The organism is Streptomyces sp. NBC_01446 (assembly GCF_026340095.1).
GTDB lineage: Bacteria > Actinomycetota > Actinomycetes > Streptomycetales > Streptomycetaceae > Streptomyces > Streptomyces aureus.
The window spans coordinates 7200506-7215229 of sequence record NZ_JAPEPO010000001.1; the positions used below are offsets into that span (position 1 = coordinate 7200506).

The 14724-nt window shown below is 69.6% G+C and carries 11 protein-coding genes; 6 read left to right on the forward strand and 5 right to left on the reverse strand.

Features of this window, described 5'->3' with window-relative positions:
• Positions 1 to 14: 14 nt before the first annotated feature.
• The 5 genes from OG456_RS32480 to OG456_RS32500 all read right to left on the reverse strand — a co-directional run bounded on the left by OG456_RS32480 (position 15) and on the right by OG456_RS32500 (position 8090).
• Positions 15 to 4778: a putative T7SS-secreted protein gene (locus OG456_RS32480; RefSeq protein WP_266567248.1), complete on the reverse strand. Its 4764-nt coding sequence runs from the start codon at positions 4776 to 4778 to the stop codon at positions 15 to 17.
• Positions 4778 to 5461, reverse strand: a complete 684-nt coding sequence (locus tag OG456_RS32485; RefSeq protein WP_266567250.1) for a hypothetical protein — start codon at positions 5459 to 5461, stop codon at positions 4778 to 4780. Before OG456_RS32485 ends, OG456_RS32480 begins: the two co-directional genes overlap by 1 nt.
• A complete protein-coding gene (locus tag OG456_RS32490; protein ID WP_266567252.1) occupies positions 5458 to 6072 on the reverse strand; it encodes a hypothetical protein in 615 nt (204 codons plus the stop codon). Before OG456_RS32490 ends, OG456_RS32485 begins: the two co-directional genes overlap by 4 nt.
• A gap of 222 nt (positions 6073 to 6294) precedes the next feature.
• Positions 6295 to 6906: a hypothetical protein gene (locus OG456_RS32495; protein WP_266567254.1), complete on the reverse strand. Its 612-nt coding sequence runs from the start codon at positions 6904 to 6906 to the stop codon at positions 6295 to 6297.
• Positions 6907 to 7061: 155 nt separating this feature from the next.
• Positions 7062 to 8090 (reverse strand): LacI family DNA-binding transcriptional regulator, encoded by a 1029-nt coding sequence (locus tag OG456_RS32500; protein WP_266567256.1) that lies wholly within the window; start codon positions 8088 to 8090, stop codon positions 7062 to 7064.
• Between the two features lie 168 nt (positions 8091 to 8258).
• On the opposite strand from OG456_RS32500, the gene OG456_RS32505 reads away from it, so the two are divergent.
• From OG456_RS32505 to OG456_RS32530, 6 genes are read left to right on the forward strand one after another with little or no spacing between them, the layout of a single operon-like run.
• Positions 8259 to 9332 carry a C45 family peptidase gene (locus OG456_RS32505; protein ID WP_266567258.1) on the forward strand — a complete coding sequence of 358 codons (1074 nt, stop codon included), beginning with the start codon at positions 8259 to 8261 and terminating at the stop codon, positions 9330 to 9332.
• Between the two features lie 17 nt (positions 9333 to 9349).
• Positions 9350 to 10993, forward strand: a complete 1644-nt coding sequence (locus OG456_RS32510) for an amidohydrolase (RefSeq protein WP_266567260.1) — start codon at positions 9350 to 9352, stop codon at positions 10991 to 10993.
• The gene (locus tag OG456_RS32515; protein WP_266567262.1) at positions 10990 to 12027 is read left to right on the forward strand and encodes an ABC transporter permease; all 1038 of its coding nucleotides are present in this window, start codon (positions 10990 to 10992) and stop codon (positions 12025 to 12027) included. The genes OG456_RS32510 and OG456_RS32515 overlap by 4 nt, the downstream gene beginning before the upstream one ends.
• Complete coding sequence (locus OG456_RS32520; protein ID WP_266567264.1) at positions 12024 to 12899, forward strand: ABC transporter permease; 876 nt, start codon at positions 12024 to 12026, stop codon at positions 12897 to 12899. The genes OG456_RS32515 and OG456_RS32520 overlap by 4 nt, the downstream gene beginning before the upstream one ends.
• Complete coding sequence (locus tag OG456_RS32525; protein ID WP_266567266.1) at positions 12896 to 13918, forward strand: ABC transporter ATP-binding protein; 1023 nt, start codon at positions 12896 to 12898, stop codon at positions 13916 to 13918. Before OG456_RS32520 ends, OG456_RS32525 begins: the two co-directional genes overlap by 4 nt.
• On the forward strand, positions 13915 to 14721 hold the full coding sequence (locus OG456_RS32530) for an ABC transporter ATP-binding protein (protein ID WP_266567268.1): 807 nt from the start codon (positions 13915 to 13917) through the stop codon (positions 14719 to 14721). The genes OG456_RS32525 and OG456_RS32530 overlap by 4 nt, the downstream gene beginning before the upstream one ends.
• The last annotated feature ends 3 nt before the right edge of the window (positions 14722 to 14724 follow it).

Genomic DNA, 14724 nt, shown 5'->3' on the forward strand with positions numbered 1-14724 from the left:
GTGGTCCTTGTCCGTCAGTTGTTCTTGTGGAAGAAGTGGTGGTCCCCACCAGGTTTGTCCAACGCGCGATAGCGTTCCATCGTGCTGTAGCCCTCTCGGGTGTTGTCCCAGCCGAAGTTGACGAGGTCTCGGCTCCGGTCCGCCGGCGTGAAGCCCTTGGGTGCCCCGGCGTGGAAGTGGGGACCCGCCGGATCGTGCGTGTGCTCGACCACCACTCTGGAGCCGTCCGAAGTCTCGAACTGCCGGAAGTTTCCCCAGTGGGTGGGGTCCTTCGAGTAGACGTGCCCGGGCATGTGCTTGAGGGTCTTGTCCCCCATCACCACCCACTGCGCGTCCGGCGCGGCCCCGTAGGGGACGCCCGCCACCTCGAAGGCCGCCCTCTCGGCGTCCTCCCGGCGCTCGAAGGGGTTGGAGTGCTCGCCCTTCGGCGGACACTCCGGTGCGAGGCCGAGCGGGTCCGACCAGGTATGGGGGTTGTCCACATAGGTGGACGGGTTGGGTGCGGGAGTCAGGCCGAGCGGATCGGGCGATACGTAGCGTGCCGTCTCGGGGTCGTAATGGCGGAAGTAGTTGTAGTGCAGGCCGGATTCGGGGTCGAAGTACTGCCCGGGGAAACGGAGCGGCGTGTACGTGCTGCTGTCGCTCGCCCAGGCCGTCGTGCCCCACACGGTGCTGCGCCGACGCCACGCGATGCCCCCGGACTCGTCGATGAGCTCCGTGGGCGTGCCGACGAGATCGGTGACCATGGCGAAGAACCGTGAGTCGACCTCCTGCGGTGGCATCGGGCACTCCTCGCCCGGCGCCCCGGGTGCCAGCACCCGCTCGGTCTGGGTGATGGGCCGTTGACCGGCGTGGTCCCAGGTGAGAGCGACAGGCCGGGGCAGCTCCGGCGACGTCGCCACCTGCTCGCACAGGGTCGTGCCGTCCCAGGTAAAGACGGTGCGCTCGACCACGGTCTCGCCGTCGGGGGCCAGACACGTCTTCGCGCTGCGTCGCCCCAACGCGTCATACGTGTACTGCCACTTCCTGCCGTCCGGGGTGACCGTGGAGACGAGCCGGTCCTCGGGGTCCCACTCGTAGCGCCAGACCTCGGTCGAGCCCGAGAGGCGGCGCTTGCGGCGCACGGTGACCCGGCCCAGCGCGTCGTGCTCGTAGTGGACACGCCCTGCCCGGGTGAGGCGCGTACCGGAGTACGAGCGCGCGCCGGTGGCCGCCTGGCCCGGATGCTCGTCAGGCCAGGAGGCGGCGGTCAGATTCCCCGCGAGGTCGTAGGCGTACGACTCCGACCAGCCGCTGCCCTCGACGCCGGTCACGCGGCCGATCGCGTCGAGTTCGTACCGCCGGGTGCCGGACACGAGGTCCTCGACGCCCAGCAGGTTGCCGTCCGCGCGGTAGGTGTACGCGCGGCGCTGGACACACCGGTCCTCGCCCGACGCGACGACGGACTGTGTGGTGAGGCGGCCCAGGTCGTCGAAGGAGTTGTCCAGTGCGAGGGACGTGCCGATGCGGCGACCGGTCTCGCGGCCGGCGGAGTCGTACGCGAAGCCCACATCACGCCCCGCGGTCGTCAGCCGCACGCTGCGCCCCGCCACGTCGTAGGTCCATGCGGACTCGGCGCCGCTGGGCGTGAGCCGCCCGGTCCGTCGACCCAACTCGTCGTAACGGTAGGTCAGTACACGTCCGTCGACGTTCTCCGAACGCACGCGCCCGAAGCGGTCGCGCAGGATGGTGAGCGAGCCCCCCGGCCCGTCGGACCGGGCGAGCCGGCCGGTGAGGTCGTAGGCGAAGGTGGTGTTGCCCGCGGGGGTTTCCTTCTCCACCACCCTGCCGAGCTCGTCGTAGACGTACCGCACCGTCTGGCCAAGAGCGTTGGTCCGGGTGGTCATACGCCCGGCGGCGTCGTGCTCGTAGTGGACCGTACGTCCGTCGAAGTCGGTCTGCCGGGCCAGCCACCCGGCGCTGTCGTACTCGTAACTCCAGGTGAGACCTTGAGGGTTGGTGACCTTGGTGAGGCGCAGTTCCGAGTCGTGCGTGAACGCGTACTGTGCTCCGTCCGGTGTCGTGCGCGCGGTGATCAGGTCGAAGTGCGTGTAGGCGCTGCGCGTCACGTTGCCGACGGCGTCGGTGTGGGCGGTGCAGTTGCCCTCCCCGTCGTACGACCACGTCTCGCTGCCGCCGTCGGGAGCGGTACGGCGGACGAGCCGGCCCTCGGTGTTCCATTCCAGGCGGGTCGTCGCCCCGAGCGGGTCCCTGACGGCGACAGGCCGGCCGAAGGCATCACGTTCGTACGTGGTGGTCGAACCGAGCGGATCCGTCACCTCGACCGGAAGGCCCGCGCGATCACAGTGAAGCGTCGTGGCGCCGCCCAGCGGGTCGACAACGGAGGTGAGCCGGCCCGCCTCGTCGTAGGTGAAGTGCGTCGTCGCACCGGCGGGGGTGGTGGCTGTGAGGCGGTTGCCGCGTTCGTCGTAGGTCTGGCGCCAGGTCGTGCCGTCGGGATTGGTCACCTTCACGGGCAGACCGAGCTCGTTGTACTCGGCGTGGGCCTCGCGCCCGTCGGCGCGCACCACGTGGACGAGGTTGCCCGCTTCGTCGTACCGGAAGGCGGTGACATGTCCGAGAGGATCGGTGCGGGACAGGAGCCGGTCGAAGCGGTCACGCCGGTAGCGGGTGGTGGCGCCGAGCGGGTCTGTCTCCGCGATCACCCGGGACGAGGCGTCGACGAGGAATCGCCGCCGGTGACCCTCGCCGGTCGTCGTCGTGGTCAGGCGGTACCCCGTGCTCGGGTCAGGCTCTGTATAGGCCAGGCGAAGAGCCATATGGCCCTCCGCTCCGCCTTCTGCCACGCAGCGGTCCCGGTCGTCGTACGCGTAGGTGTACGAGCGGTCGTTGGTGTCGGTCCAGGAGGTGATGCGGCCACGCTCGTCGTAGGTGAAGCGCAGTGGCAGGCCGGACGAGTTGACGACCTCCGTGAGGTGGCCCTCGTCCGAGTAGCCGTATCTCTTGATCTCAAGGTTCTCCCCGTCGCCGGCGGCGTCGGCCAGCAGCAGGGCACGGACCCGGCCGTCGGAAACGGTGTACACCAGACGGTGGCCCGCGCTGGAGGCGATGGACAGCGGGGTGCCCTCGGAGTCGTACTCGAAGGTGATCCAGTTGCCGTTGCGGTCGTCGATCTGCTCGATCACCGCCGATCGCTCGTCCCGGTCGGCGAAGTGCCAGACGCGGCCGGTGCGCGGATCGCTCACCGTGTAACCGCCGTCGACACGGTTCAGCGGGCGACGGGGGCCGTGCGAGGGCAGCACGGGAACCCCGGGAGCGGGATGGGGATAGACGAGCAGGAGGCCGTCATCGGTGACGAAGACCACCCCTTCTGCGTCGATCTCCAGGCGCTGGTCCAGCGTCGACGACCAGGAAGGCCCGAACCAGCGGCCGAGCTGGTACCCGGACTCGGCGCGACGCGTGAAGGCGAGCGGCAGCACTCCCGGCAGTTCGACGTCGGTCTGGGGCAGATACATGAGCCCCGTCGCGAGGTCGACCGGGTCGGTGCCGTTGCACTTCTTCTGTCCGTCGGGTTCCGCGTGCCGCTCGGCATCGCGCGTGGCGCGTCGCAGGCCGGTCTCCGCCCCTTCCTCCATCCCCTTCTTGAGACCCAGTCGCAGGCCGCTGCGGGCGAGTCCGGCGCCTTTGGTGCCGACGAGTTCGGGAAGGAGGCGGCCGATGAATTCGGAGGGGTCTTTCTTGAAGCCGTCGACGGCGGCGGTGACGATGCGTTCGGGGTGGGCGGCGGTGGAGACGAGGCCGGAGAGCGTCATGGAGACGTTCTGCATGTAGGCGGCGGGGTGGGTGAGGTTGTAGGGGTCGGTGGGGTTGAGGCCGCGGGCGAAGTTGAGCAGTCCCGCCGTGCCCTTGAGGGCGCCGCCCACCACGTGCGTCAGCTCGAGGTTGTACGCCTGGTAGCCGTCGACGAGGTCGTTGCCGAGGCGGTCGAGCGGCGGGGGTTCGGCGGGGGCGTGCGCGAGTGCCGCCTTCACCTTGCCCTGGGCATCGGAGGCGGCGGTGTTGCGCTGCTTGCGCGCCTCGGCGAGCGTCTCGTGGGCCTTCTTGATGTCGGCCTTGCCGGGATCCGAGAATGGCTCCGGCTTGGGGCCGGGGTCCTCGTTCGCCTTGATCTTGCCGTTGTAGGCGTCAACCTTCTTGTTGTACGCGTCGACCGCGTCCTTGGACGCCTTCGTGCCCTTCTTGTACAGCTCGACGGCTTCCTTGGCCTTGCCCTGCGCCCACTTGACCGTACCGGCGTACGACTCCAGAGTGCTGGACGCATCGTCGCAGGCGTCGGCGGCCTCGGCCCACTTGGTGGGGTGGACGCCGAACTTCTTGCGGAACGCGTCGCCGCCCTCGCCCGCCCAGCCGGAGGAGTCGACCTTGCGCATGCCCGCGCTGACGTGGTCGAAGGCGGTGTGGAAGTCCTTGAGGTGCTTGGCGGACTCGCGGATCTTGTCGGGGTTGCCGTGGACGAGCTCGTTGGCCTCCTCGGTCTGGCCGAGCTGCTGCTCGCCGGGCGTTGCGCCGAGGTCGGAGGCGACGTCGTCGCCCCAGTCCTCGACCGCGTCGGCCGCCCCGTGCAGCCCCACGTAGTCCAGGCCGTCGCCGACCTTGTTCGTGGCGTAGTCGACGCCCTCGCCGACCTTCTTCTTGCCCTCGTCGATGAGATCCTCACCGACCGAAAGCCCTTTGTTGATACCGCCCTTGACGCCATCGACGATGTCACCGAGCCCCATCAGCCCTCACCCCCGCCCTGCTGCCCGGCGGCTTTGGCCCGCTCCTCGGGGGAGGGGCCGAAGGTGTCGTCGAGCCACTTGTCGTACTCGGCATCGGAGACCCCGGCAGCCTTGTGCAGGTTCTCGGGATTGATGCCCAACGGACCCGCAATATGGGACGTCGCCATGTCGCGGCCGGCGTCCTTCCAGCCCTGCGCGCTGTTCGCCATGGCCTGATCGAAGGACTTCTCGCTGTAGTCGACACCGCCGTAGGCACCGGACTTCGCGATGTCGCCCCAGCCCTGCTTGGTGACGTCCTCCTCGGAGGCGTACGGGTTGCCGATCGCCGAGTTCGCGACGACCTTGAAGCTGCCCTCCACGTACTGCTCGGTCTCGTAGTACGTGCCTGCCGACAGGCCGGTCTTCTGGGCGAACGCGTTGCCTTCGTTGACCAGCGAGCGCACACCCCACTCCCAGCGCTCGCAGAACGACTTGAAGTCCCCGGTCAGCCCTTCGTGCCCCAACTCCAGGCCGGACAAAGCGATGTCGGAGAAGCCGCGCCCCGCGCCGGCCTCCCCGACCATCCCCAGCTCTTTCAACTCGGCCAGCGCCTCGGTCAACCCCTTGGCGACCAGATCCAGACCGGTGGCCTTCAGATCCTTGCCGCCGCCACCACCTCCGCCACCGCCTCCGTCGCCGGTCATGCGGCACCCCCCGCGTTCTCGTCGATGTCACGGTCGAGCGCAACGTCGTCCGGCACGATCCCCTTCACCGGCGGGAACACCATCCCGTCAGCCCCGTCCGCGCAGTCCAGGGCCACCCCGCAGGGCACCCCCGCGGCCGGCACCGCCACATCGAGGAGGCGGGCCCCCAGCACTGTGCGGTATGTCCACTCCCGGGCGTATTCGCCACGCGCTTGTGCGTAGCGGGCCAGGGCCTGCTCGTCGGAGAAGGCGAGGATGAACCGGATCCCGTTGAAGTCGGCGGTCAGCATCCCGCGTTCCTCCTCCGCGCCCGGCTCGTCGCCCAGCGGCACCAGCACCGCCGTCCGCCGGAACTCTCCGAGTAGCTGGGCGAACGCTTTTCTACGGGCCGCCATTTCGGGTTCCTCAGCCGCCGGATCCGGGCCGACCGGCCCGGTCGCCGGGTCGGCTGCTGCCGACTGCGCGAACGGGGTTTCCTGCAGTCCGGAATCGGGCTCCCCGGACATCGCCGCTGGTTCAGCAGCCGGCGCTGCGCTCATCGCCGCGTAGTCCGCGAGACGCGATCTCGGTATCCGCTGCGGCTCATCTGCCGCACCCCCGTGCCCAGACATGCCACCCATCATCACAACCACACATTGCGTGTGGCAACGTGCCTGCGTCACACCCCTGTCACAGAGAAGCGCGTAGACCCGGGGGGTATCCGGAAGTGCGCCGGGCCTCGTCCCGGCAAGGCGCACACGAATGGCATGGGCATGCCTTCGCGTGTGTCGTGAGCCTCCTAGGGCTCGGAAGTCAACCGGACCCCTCCGCCACTGCGACATCCGGAGCGTCCGTCAAACCCTGCCCGCGACGCCAAGGCTGACGGCCAGGAAGATGATGCCCGACACCATGACGGCGCCGATCCAGGCGATGGTGCAGAGCAGGGCGCGGAGGTAGGTCCTCCAGGCGCGGTACGTCGACGGCATGAGCTGCAGTCGCTCGGCCGCGCGGCGCGAGACGGCAATCTCCCCGGTCGGACGCTGCGCGATCGCTTCGCGGACCGCAGCGTCGGGCCCCTTGTCGATGACGAGGGAGACGCCATAGGCGTCTTGCAACGCGAGCCCGTCTATCGGCTGGCCGCGGCCCATGAGTTCGATTCGTCGTACTTTCGTCAGTCGGGTGAGATCGACGGTACGCCGCCCGCTCAAGGTGTGCGCGGTCAACAGATGGCCGTCTCGCAGCTCAACGGCCCGCGCCTCGCCGAGGATGGACCAGACAAGGACGCTGATCAGCGGAGAGAACAGGGCGAGGATGCACCACGAATCACCGACCAGACCTGACCGCACGAGCAGCCCTGACGTCACCACCAGCACAGGCGTCACCAGCACCGCCGACAGACGCAGGTTGCGCTGACTGACGCGACCCTGGCCTGCGGAAACGGCATCGATGGAGGGATCGGGTGTCACGGCCCGACAGTACCGGTGCAGGAACCGGAGAGCTATGGGGAGAACGTGACGCTACCGTCCGAACCTCGGACTTTATGAGCTGTGCTCGCCACGGTGGGCCAGCGGCCAGGAACGGCGCCCCCCATCATCCCGGGTGCGGCAGCTCGAGCGAGTAATCAGGTGTTCGTGTGAGTGCGTCGTGAGGATGCGCGTACCCGGAAGCGATCGGTCGTCAGGACCGGTCCCGCGCTCGGCTCGCCTGCGATACGCGCTTGGAGAAGGTCGAGCAGCGCCAACGTCGTTTCCTCGACGTGGAGTTCGATGGCCGAGATGGCAGGCCTGCTGTGGCGAGTGTGCTCGGAGTCGGAAGCCGCGGCGAGCATCGTCCGGTCCGGCACGGCGACACCGCGAGCCGTGAGGCCCGCGAGCGCGCCGGCCGCCTGACGGCCGGTGTGGCACAGGATGGCGTCGGGGATGCCGTCGTCCACGATCGTGTGCGCCACGGCTTCGCCGCCCTGCTCGCCGGCGCGCTCGGCCGACATGTAGACGCGCGGCGTGATCCCGGCGCTCTCACACCAGGCGCGGTACGTCACCTCGCTGTCGATGTTCCACGCGTTGGGGTCGGTTCCGCGCAACAGGGCGATCGATCGGGCGCCGCTCGCGGCGAAGTGCTCGTAGACGCGCCGGAAGCTCGCGCCGTCGTCCTCGGTGGCCCAGTCCGTGAAGTCCGGGCGGCTGGGATCGCGTCCCAGCGTCACGTACGGGATCCCTCTCCGTTCGAGGAGAGCGACCACCGGATCATCCATGTGAGGCATCGTCACGATGTAGCCGTCGAGCGACAGCGCCAGTGGTGGGGTCGGCCGCCTGGTCGGGTCGGGTACGAGCATCACGCTGAGTCCACGGTCCATCGCCTGCGCCGAGACGGCGCCGATGTAGCGAGTGAACACGTCGACGCCCCGCGGCGCGTATTCACCGAGTGCGTCAAGTGACCGTATGACGAGCCCGATCGCCCCGACCGACGAACGTCGCAGGCCGCGCGCGAGGGCGTCGGCCTGGTAGTCCATCTCCTCGGCGAGTGCCCGGATGCGCAGTCGCGTGGCCGCGCTGAGCGTCCCGGTGTCGTTGAGCGCCATCGAGACGGCTGCGACGGATACCCCCGCGCGCTGGGCGACATCGCGAATGGTGACGCCCTTCGGTCGGGCCACGGCGACCTCCTCGGTTCGAATTTCCCGCCGCGTCGGAAAGAGCGGAAAGCCAGCGGAAAGCGAGCGGAAGTGACTTGCGCGCCATTGTATTAAACGTTTTACCCACCTAGCGTGTCGCCCGCCTCTCACTGTGACTGGCCTCACAAGCAAAGGTCGAAGAGCAACACGATGAAGCTGCACACACTTCGCACGACCACCACTGACCCCCACGACCGGGGACGCGAGATCGGCACGCGATACGCCGATCAGGTGCGTGACGTCAGTGCCCGCTACCTGTCGCATTTCGCGGTTCTGGGCATCCCGGAGACGACCGTCCGCGACATCGTCGCCCGCAGTCACGACGCCTTGCGCGACTGGTATCCGGGTCTGGCCGAGGAGTCCGACGCGATCGCCGGGGCAGCCGGGATCGAGCCGTGGCAGGTGGCCGCGGTCGGCGCACGGACCGAGGTGCTCGCCGACGCACCCCCCGGGAAGGGCGAGTGCACGACCGCCGTGTACGCGCCGCCCGCCGGCGGCCCACCCGAGACGATCCAGACGTGGGACTGGCACGACTCGCTCACTCCGGACGGTCTCCTGCTGTCGCTCGTGACCGGGACCGGACGCCGGGTGAAGCTCTTCACCGAGTTCGGAACGGCCGCGAAGATCGGGGTGAACGACGCCGGCCTCGGCCTCCACTTCAACATCCTCAGGCATCGCTCCGACGGAGCCACCGGCGGCGTACCCGTCCATGCGGTCGCGCGTCGCATCCTGGAGGAGGCGACGACGGTGGCGGAGGCCCGCGACATCGTCGCCTCCGCGACCCTGAGCGCGTCCACGGTGCTGACTGTCGCGAGCTACCAGGGCGGCCACGCCGAAGCGGCGTCCATCGAGATGTCGCCCTCCGGAATCGCCGTGGTGCGACCCGACGACGACGGCTGGGTCGTCCACACGAACCACTTTCTCGATGCCGGGCTTGCCGACGGCGACGCCAGCATTCCGGAGTCGGCGTCGGTCGAGCGGTACCTCCACGCACGCGCTGTGCGCGGCCACATGACCGGCCGCTCCGCGCCGGAGCGCGCGGCCGCCTTCTGCGGTGGTGACGGCGCCGCCGCGGTGGTGTGCGTCCATGCCGACGCGTCCCAGCCCGGCCACGAGCAGTGGAGCACGTTGCTCACGGCCTCTCTCGACCTTCCCGGCTTCGCCCTCGAGTACCGGGCAGGCAACCCCGACACCGCGGCCCGCGAGGGTCTCGACCAGTTCTGACAGTTCTGAGGAACCCGATGCACAACGACGTGACCCAGCCCGTTCATCTCTATCGCAACGCCCGCATCTTCACCTCCGACCGACGCACCTGGGCCGCGTCGCTCGTGGTGGTGGGCGACCGGTTCGCCTACGTCGGCGACGACGCCACCGCGGCACGTGTGGCCGGACCGGATGCCCTGATCCACGACCTCGACGGCTCGACCGTCCTCCCCGGATTCGTCGACGGCCATGCGCATGTGGTCGGCACCGGCGAAGCAGCGGCCCAGGTCGATCTCTGGGGCGCCAACACGGTGGAGGAGATCCAGCGGCGCATCCGGAAGGGGGCGCAGGAGAACCCCGACGCCCCTCGCGTGCTCGCCACCGGGTGGAAGCACGGTGACATACCTGGCGGCCAGCCGGATCGAGGCATGCTCGACGCCGTCGCCGACCGGCCCGTCTACGCGCAGGCCTACGACTTCCACTCGATCTGGCTGAACTCGGCGGCCCTCGCCGAGGTCGGCATCGACGACACCACGGCATCACCCCCCGGGGGAACGGTCCACCGGGACGAGCGGGGCGCGGCCACCGGCCTGGTCGACGAGACCGCGATGCATCACCTCGTGTGGCCGGTGCTCGACGGCTTCACCAGTGACTCCGACCGTGACGAGGCCCTGGCCGTCGCCCTCGCGGCGTACGCCGAGTCCGGGATCGTCGGTTCGACCGAGATGGCGCTGGGCGAGGACGACTACGCGGCGATGCGCCGAGCCGACGAGGCGGACGCCCTGACCACGCGCATCGGCGCGTTCTGGCGCGTCCAGCCCACCGGCGACGAGGGCAGGAACCTCACCCAGGTCGAGCGCGCCGTCGAACTCGCCGGCCACCACTCGACCGCGTTCCTGCGCGTGACCGGCATCAAGGTCATGGTCGACGGAACCGTCGACGGGTGCACCGCATCTCTCGGGAAGCCCTACGCGGACGGCACGAACGCCGACCCGATCTGGAGTCTTGCCGAGCTCGCACCGGTGGTGGCCGCCGCGGACGCGGCCGGCCTGCAGGTCGCCATGCACGCCATCGGTGACGAGGCGATCCGCGTCGCGATCGGCGCCGTCGAGCACGCCGTCGCTCTCAACGGCCCCAAGGAGCGCCGCCACCGCATCGAGCATCTCGAAGTCGTCGACCCCGCGGACATCGACCGACTGGCAGCACTCGGCATCACGGCGAGCATGCAGCCCGTGCACGCCGATCCGGCGATCCAGGAGAACTGGCGACGCGTACTCGGCGACGAACGGGTCGAGCGCGGCTTCCCGTGGCCCGAGATGACCGATGCCGGGGCCACGCTCGTGCTCGGCACCGACTCCCCGACCTCGCCGCACGCGCCGCTGCCCAACATGTTCATCGCGGCGACACGGCGTTCGGCACTGGATCCGTCGCTGCCCGCCAATCTCGCGCACTACGCCCTGCCGTTGGCGAACGCGATCGTGCACGCCACGCGTGACGCCGCCTGGGCGAGCCGCTCCGAGCACCTGCACGGCCGTATCGCCGAAGGGCTGTACGCCGACTTCATCGTGCTCGACAGGGACATTTTCTCCCGGCCGCTCGAGGAACTGCTCGACGCGCGAGTGCTGCGGACCGTCGTGGGTGGCCGCGTGGTCCATCACGCACAGCCGGAGGTGAACCGATGAGCGACGCGACCATGCCGGCGCCCGTGCCGTCAGGGCAGGCGAAGGCGAAGGCGAAGGCGAGGGCGAAGCAGCGGCCCGGCGGGGCGATAGCGCGGTTCGTGGCCGTTCGCATCGTGGGGCTGATGGTGACCTTGTTCATCGCGAGCCTCGTCGTCTTCGGAGCGCTCTACGCCGCGCCGGGAAACCCGCTCACCTATCTCACGCACGGTCGCACCATGAGCCCCGAAGCGATCGCCGCGATCAAGGCCGAGTACCACCTCGACGACTCCATCTGGCAGCAGTACCTGAGGTGGCTGGGCGGCGTGCTGCACGGCGACTTCGGAACCTCGATCATCTACAACCAACCCGTGTCGTCGCTGGTCGGAAACCGCGCTTCGGTGACCACGCTTCTCGTCCTCATGGCCGCGGCGATCGTCCTGGTGCTCGGGTTGGCCATCGGCACGCTCGCCGGCCTCAAGCCCGGCTGGGTGTCCCGGTCGGCCATGGCCGCTGCGACGGGTGTCATGGCGGTGCCGACCTTCGTCGGAGCGGTCGTACTGATCGTCGTGTTCGCGGTCGACCTGGAGTGGTTCCCGGTGTTCGGCGCCGGCCGCGCGGGCCTCGACGAGGTCTACCACCTGGTTCTTCCGTCGGTCGCGCTCGCGCTCGCGTCCGTCGCGTTCGTCGCGCGACTCGCGCAGACCGCGGTCCGGCAGGAGTTGTCGGCCGATCACGTGCAGACGGCGATCAGCCGCGGACTGCCCCGCGGGGCCGTCGTGCGCAGACATGTGATGCGCAATGCCGCGATGCCGGTGCTCACCGTCGCCGGTCTCACGATCGCGGGCCTGATCGCCGGAAGCGTCGTCGTGGAACAGGTCTTCCAGCTCGGCGGGCTCGGCCAGTTCCTCGTCAGCTCGGTTCAGCAGAAGGACTTCCCCGTCGTCCAGGCGATCTGCCTGATGTACGTCGCCGCCTTCATCGTGCTGAACACCCTCATCGACATCGCCTACACACTGCTCGACCCGCGCGTGTCGATCGGGAAGAAGGACTCATGAGCGCGACAGCAGCGGTACGCCGTATCGGAGCCCGAAAGGCCGGCCGGCGGGCGGCGCGGGCTGCGCGAGGCATCGGGGTGTCCGGTTGGGTGGCGCTCACGCTCCTCGGACTCGTCGTCTGCTGCGCCGTCCTCGCGCCGCTCCTCTCACCGCAGGCCCCGAACGCCGTCGACCTCTCCGGTGCGTATCAGAGTTCGAGCGGCGCGCATCTGCTGGGAACCGACGCGAGCGGGCGGGACCTTCTCTCCCGCCTCGTCCACGGCTCCCGAACCGCGCTGATCGGACCGTTCCTCGTCGTGGTGATCTCGACGCTCCTCGGGACGATCCTCGCGCTCGCGGCCGTCTGGTTCGGCGGCTGGTTCGACCAGATGGTGGTGCGCGTCGTCGACGCGGTGTTCGCCTTCCCCGGTCTGCTCCTCGCGATCCTGGCGACCGCACTGTTCGGATCCGGCCTGACGGCCGCCGTCGTGGCGCTGTCCGTCGCCTACGTCCCCTACATCGCACGGATCGTGCGGAGCGCGGCGCTGCGTGAGCGCAACCTGCCCTACATCGCGGCGCTGCAGGTCCAGGGCGTGCACGGGCTGCGGATCGCGCTGGGGCACATCCTGCCCAACGTGGGTGGGCTGATCGTCGCCAACGCCACCCTCGCCTTCGGGTTCGCCCTGATGGACCTCGCCGGCCTCTCCTTCATCGGCCTCGGGGTGCAGCCGCCGAGCTCCGACTGGGGCGCGATGGTCGGCACCGGTATGGCCGGTGTGCTGCAACAACACCCGCAGGAGGCGCTGTTCGCCAGCGCGCTCATCGTCGTCACCGTCGGCGCCGTGAACATGCTCGGCGACCGGCTCACGGAGCGCTGGGAGGCACGCTCGTGAACGCACTTCTCGAAGTCGAGGGTCTGACAGTCCGGTTGCCGGTCGCGGGCGAGTTGCGCACCGTGCTGCGCGATGTCTCGTTCTCGCTCGACCGCGGAAGCACGCTCGGCCTGGTCGGCGAGTCCGGCTCGGGCAAGTCGATGACGGTGCGCACCATCGCGCGCCTGCTCCCCGACGGCGCCGACGTCCGGGGCGGTGTCCGCTTCGACGGCGCCGAGGTGTTCGACCTTCGCGCCGACGCCCTGCGGTCCTACCGGGCCGAGGACGTCGCGATGATCTTCCAGGACGCACGGGCCTACACGAACCCGGTACGCACGATCGGCGACTTCCTCACCGAGGCGATGCGCATCAACGACCGGATGCCGAAGTCCGCCGCTCGCAAGCGCGCGCAGGAGCTGCTCGCCGAGGTCGGGATAGGGGACCCGGAGCGCCGGCTGCGGCAGTACCCGCACGAGCTCTCCGGCGGTCTGCTGCAACGGGTGATGATCGCCGCCGCGGTCGCCGCGCGACCCCGGCTCATCCTCGCGGACGAGCCGACGACCGCGCTCGACGTCACCACCCAGGCGGAAGTGATGGCGATCCTGAGGCGCATGCAGCGCGAGTACGGCATGGCGATGCTCTTCATCACGCACGACCTGGAGCTCGCCGGCGCCGTGTGCGACGAGACGATCGTGCTGTACGCGGGCCAGGTGATGGAGCGTCAGGCGTCGGTGCGGCTGCACGAGGACCCGCTCCACCCGTACACCGCCGCACTGGTGCAGGCACGACCCGAGATCGGCCGGCGCGTCGACCGGCTGCCCGCGATCAGCGGTCATCCGACCACGGCCTACGAGGCGCCGGACGGCTGCGCGTTCGCACCGCGCTGTTCCTTTGCGCGAGAGGAGTGCCGGGCAGGAGTGCCGCCCCTGCTGCAGATCGGTCCCTCGCAGACCCGGTGCGTCCGGATGCCCGGAATGCGCGGCCGGTTGGTGCCGCAGGAGCATGTCGGCTCCGTTTCGAACGAGGAGGTCCAGCGATGACCGAACCGCTGCTCGTGGTCGAGCACCTGACCAAGACGTTCGGCCGCGGGCGCGCCGAGGCGACCGCGGTCGCCGACGTGAGCTTCGCCCTGGCCCCCGGCGGGTCCCTCGGTATCGTCGGCGAATCCGGCTCCGGCAAGACGACCACGGCGCGGATGGTCATCGGCCTGGAACGTCCCTCCGGTGGCCGCATCACGTTCCGGGGCGAGGACCGGTCACTTCCGGCGCGTTCCGCACGCAGCCGCCGTCAGCGGGGCCGGGACATCCAGATCGTCTTCCAGGACCCGTACACCTCGCTCGACCGCCGCCAGCGCGTCGGCGACTGCCTCGCGGAAGTCGTCGGCGTTCACTCCCGGCTGGGCCGTGACGAGACCAGGAAGCGCGTGAGCGAACTGGCGGAGCTCGTCGGACTCGACGACCGGCAGCTGGCGGCACTGCCGAGGTCGCTCTCCGGAGGGCAGCGCCAGCGCGTCGCCATCGCCCGCGCGCTCGCCGCCGATCCGGACATCCTCATCCTCGACGAAGCCGTGTCCGCCCTGGACGTCTCGATCCAGGCCCAGATCCTCAATCTGCTCTCGGACATCCGACGCAAGCGTGGCGTGAGCTACCTGTTCATCAGCCACGATCTCGCCGTCATCCGCCAGGTGACCGACGACACGATCGTCATGCGTCACGGCGCCGTCGTCGAGCAAGGGCCCACCGCCGACGTGCTCGACAACCCTCAGGACCCCTACACCCGCCTGTTGCGCGACAGCGTCCCCCGCAGCGGGTGGGACCCCGAAACCCTCACAGCCCGACACTGACCT

Bases quoted from the DNA above. Each gene is read 5' to 3' on its own strand.
- OG456_RS32480 (WP_266567248.1), bottom strand. From the start codon at position 4,778: ATGGGGCTCGGTGACATCGTCGATGGCGTCAAGGGCGGTATCAACAAA.
- OG456_RS32485 (WP_266567250.1), bottom strand. From the start codon at position 5,461: ATGACCGGCGACGGAGGCGGTGGCGGAGGTGGTGGCGGCGGCAAGGAT.
- OG456_RS32490 (WP_266567252.1), bottom strand. From the start codon at position 6,072: ATGTCTGGGCACGGGGGTGCGGCAGATGAGCCGCAGCGGATACCGAGA.
- OG456_RS32505 (WP_266567258.1), top strand. From the start codon at position 8,259: ATGAAGCTGCACACACTTCGCACGACCACCACTGACCCCCACGACCGG.
- OG456_RS32510 (WP_266567260.1), top strand. From the start codon at position 9,350: ATGCACAACGACGTGACCCAGCCCGTTCATCTCTATCGCAACGCCCGC.
- OG456_RS32515 (WP_266567262.1), top strand. From the start codon at position 10,990: ATGAGCGACGCGACCATGCCGGCGCCCGTGCCGTCAGGGCAGGCGAAG.
- OG456_RS32520 (WP_266567264.1), top strand. From the start codon at position 12,024: ATGAGCGCGACAGCAGCGGTACGCCGTATCGGAGCCCGAAAGGCCGGC.
- OG456_RS32530 (WP_266567268.1), top strand. From the start codon at position 13,915: ATGACCGAACCGCTGCTCGTGGTCGAGCACCTGACCAAGACGTTCGGC.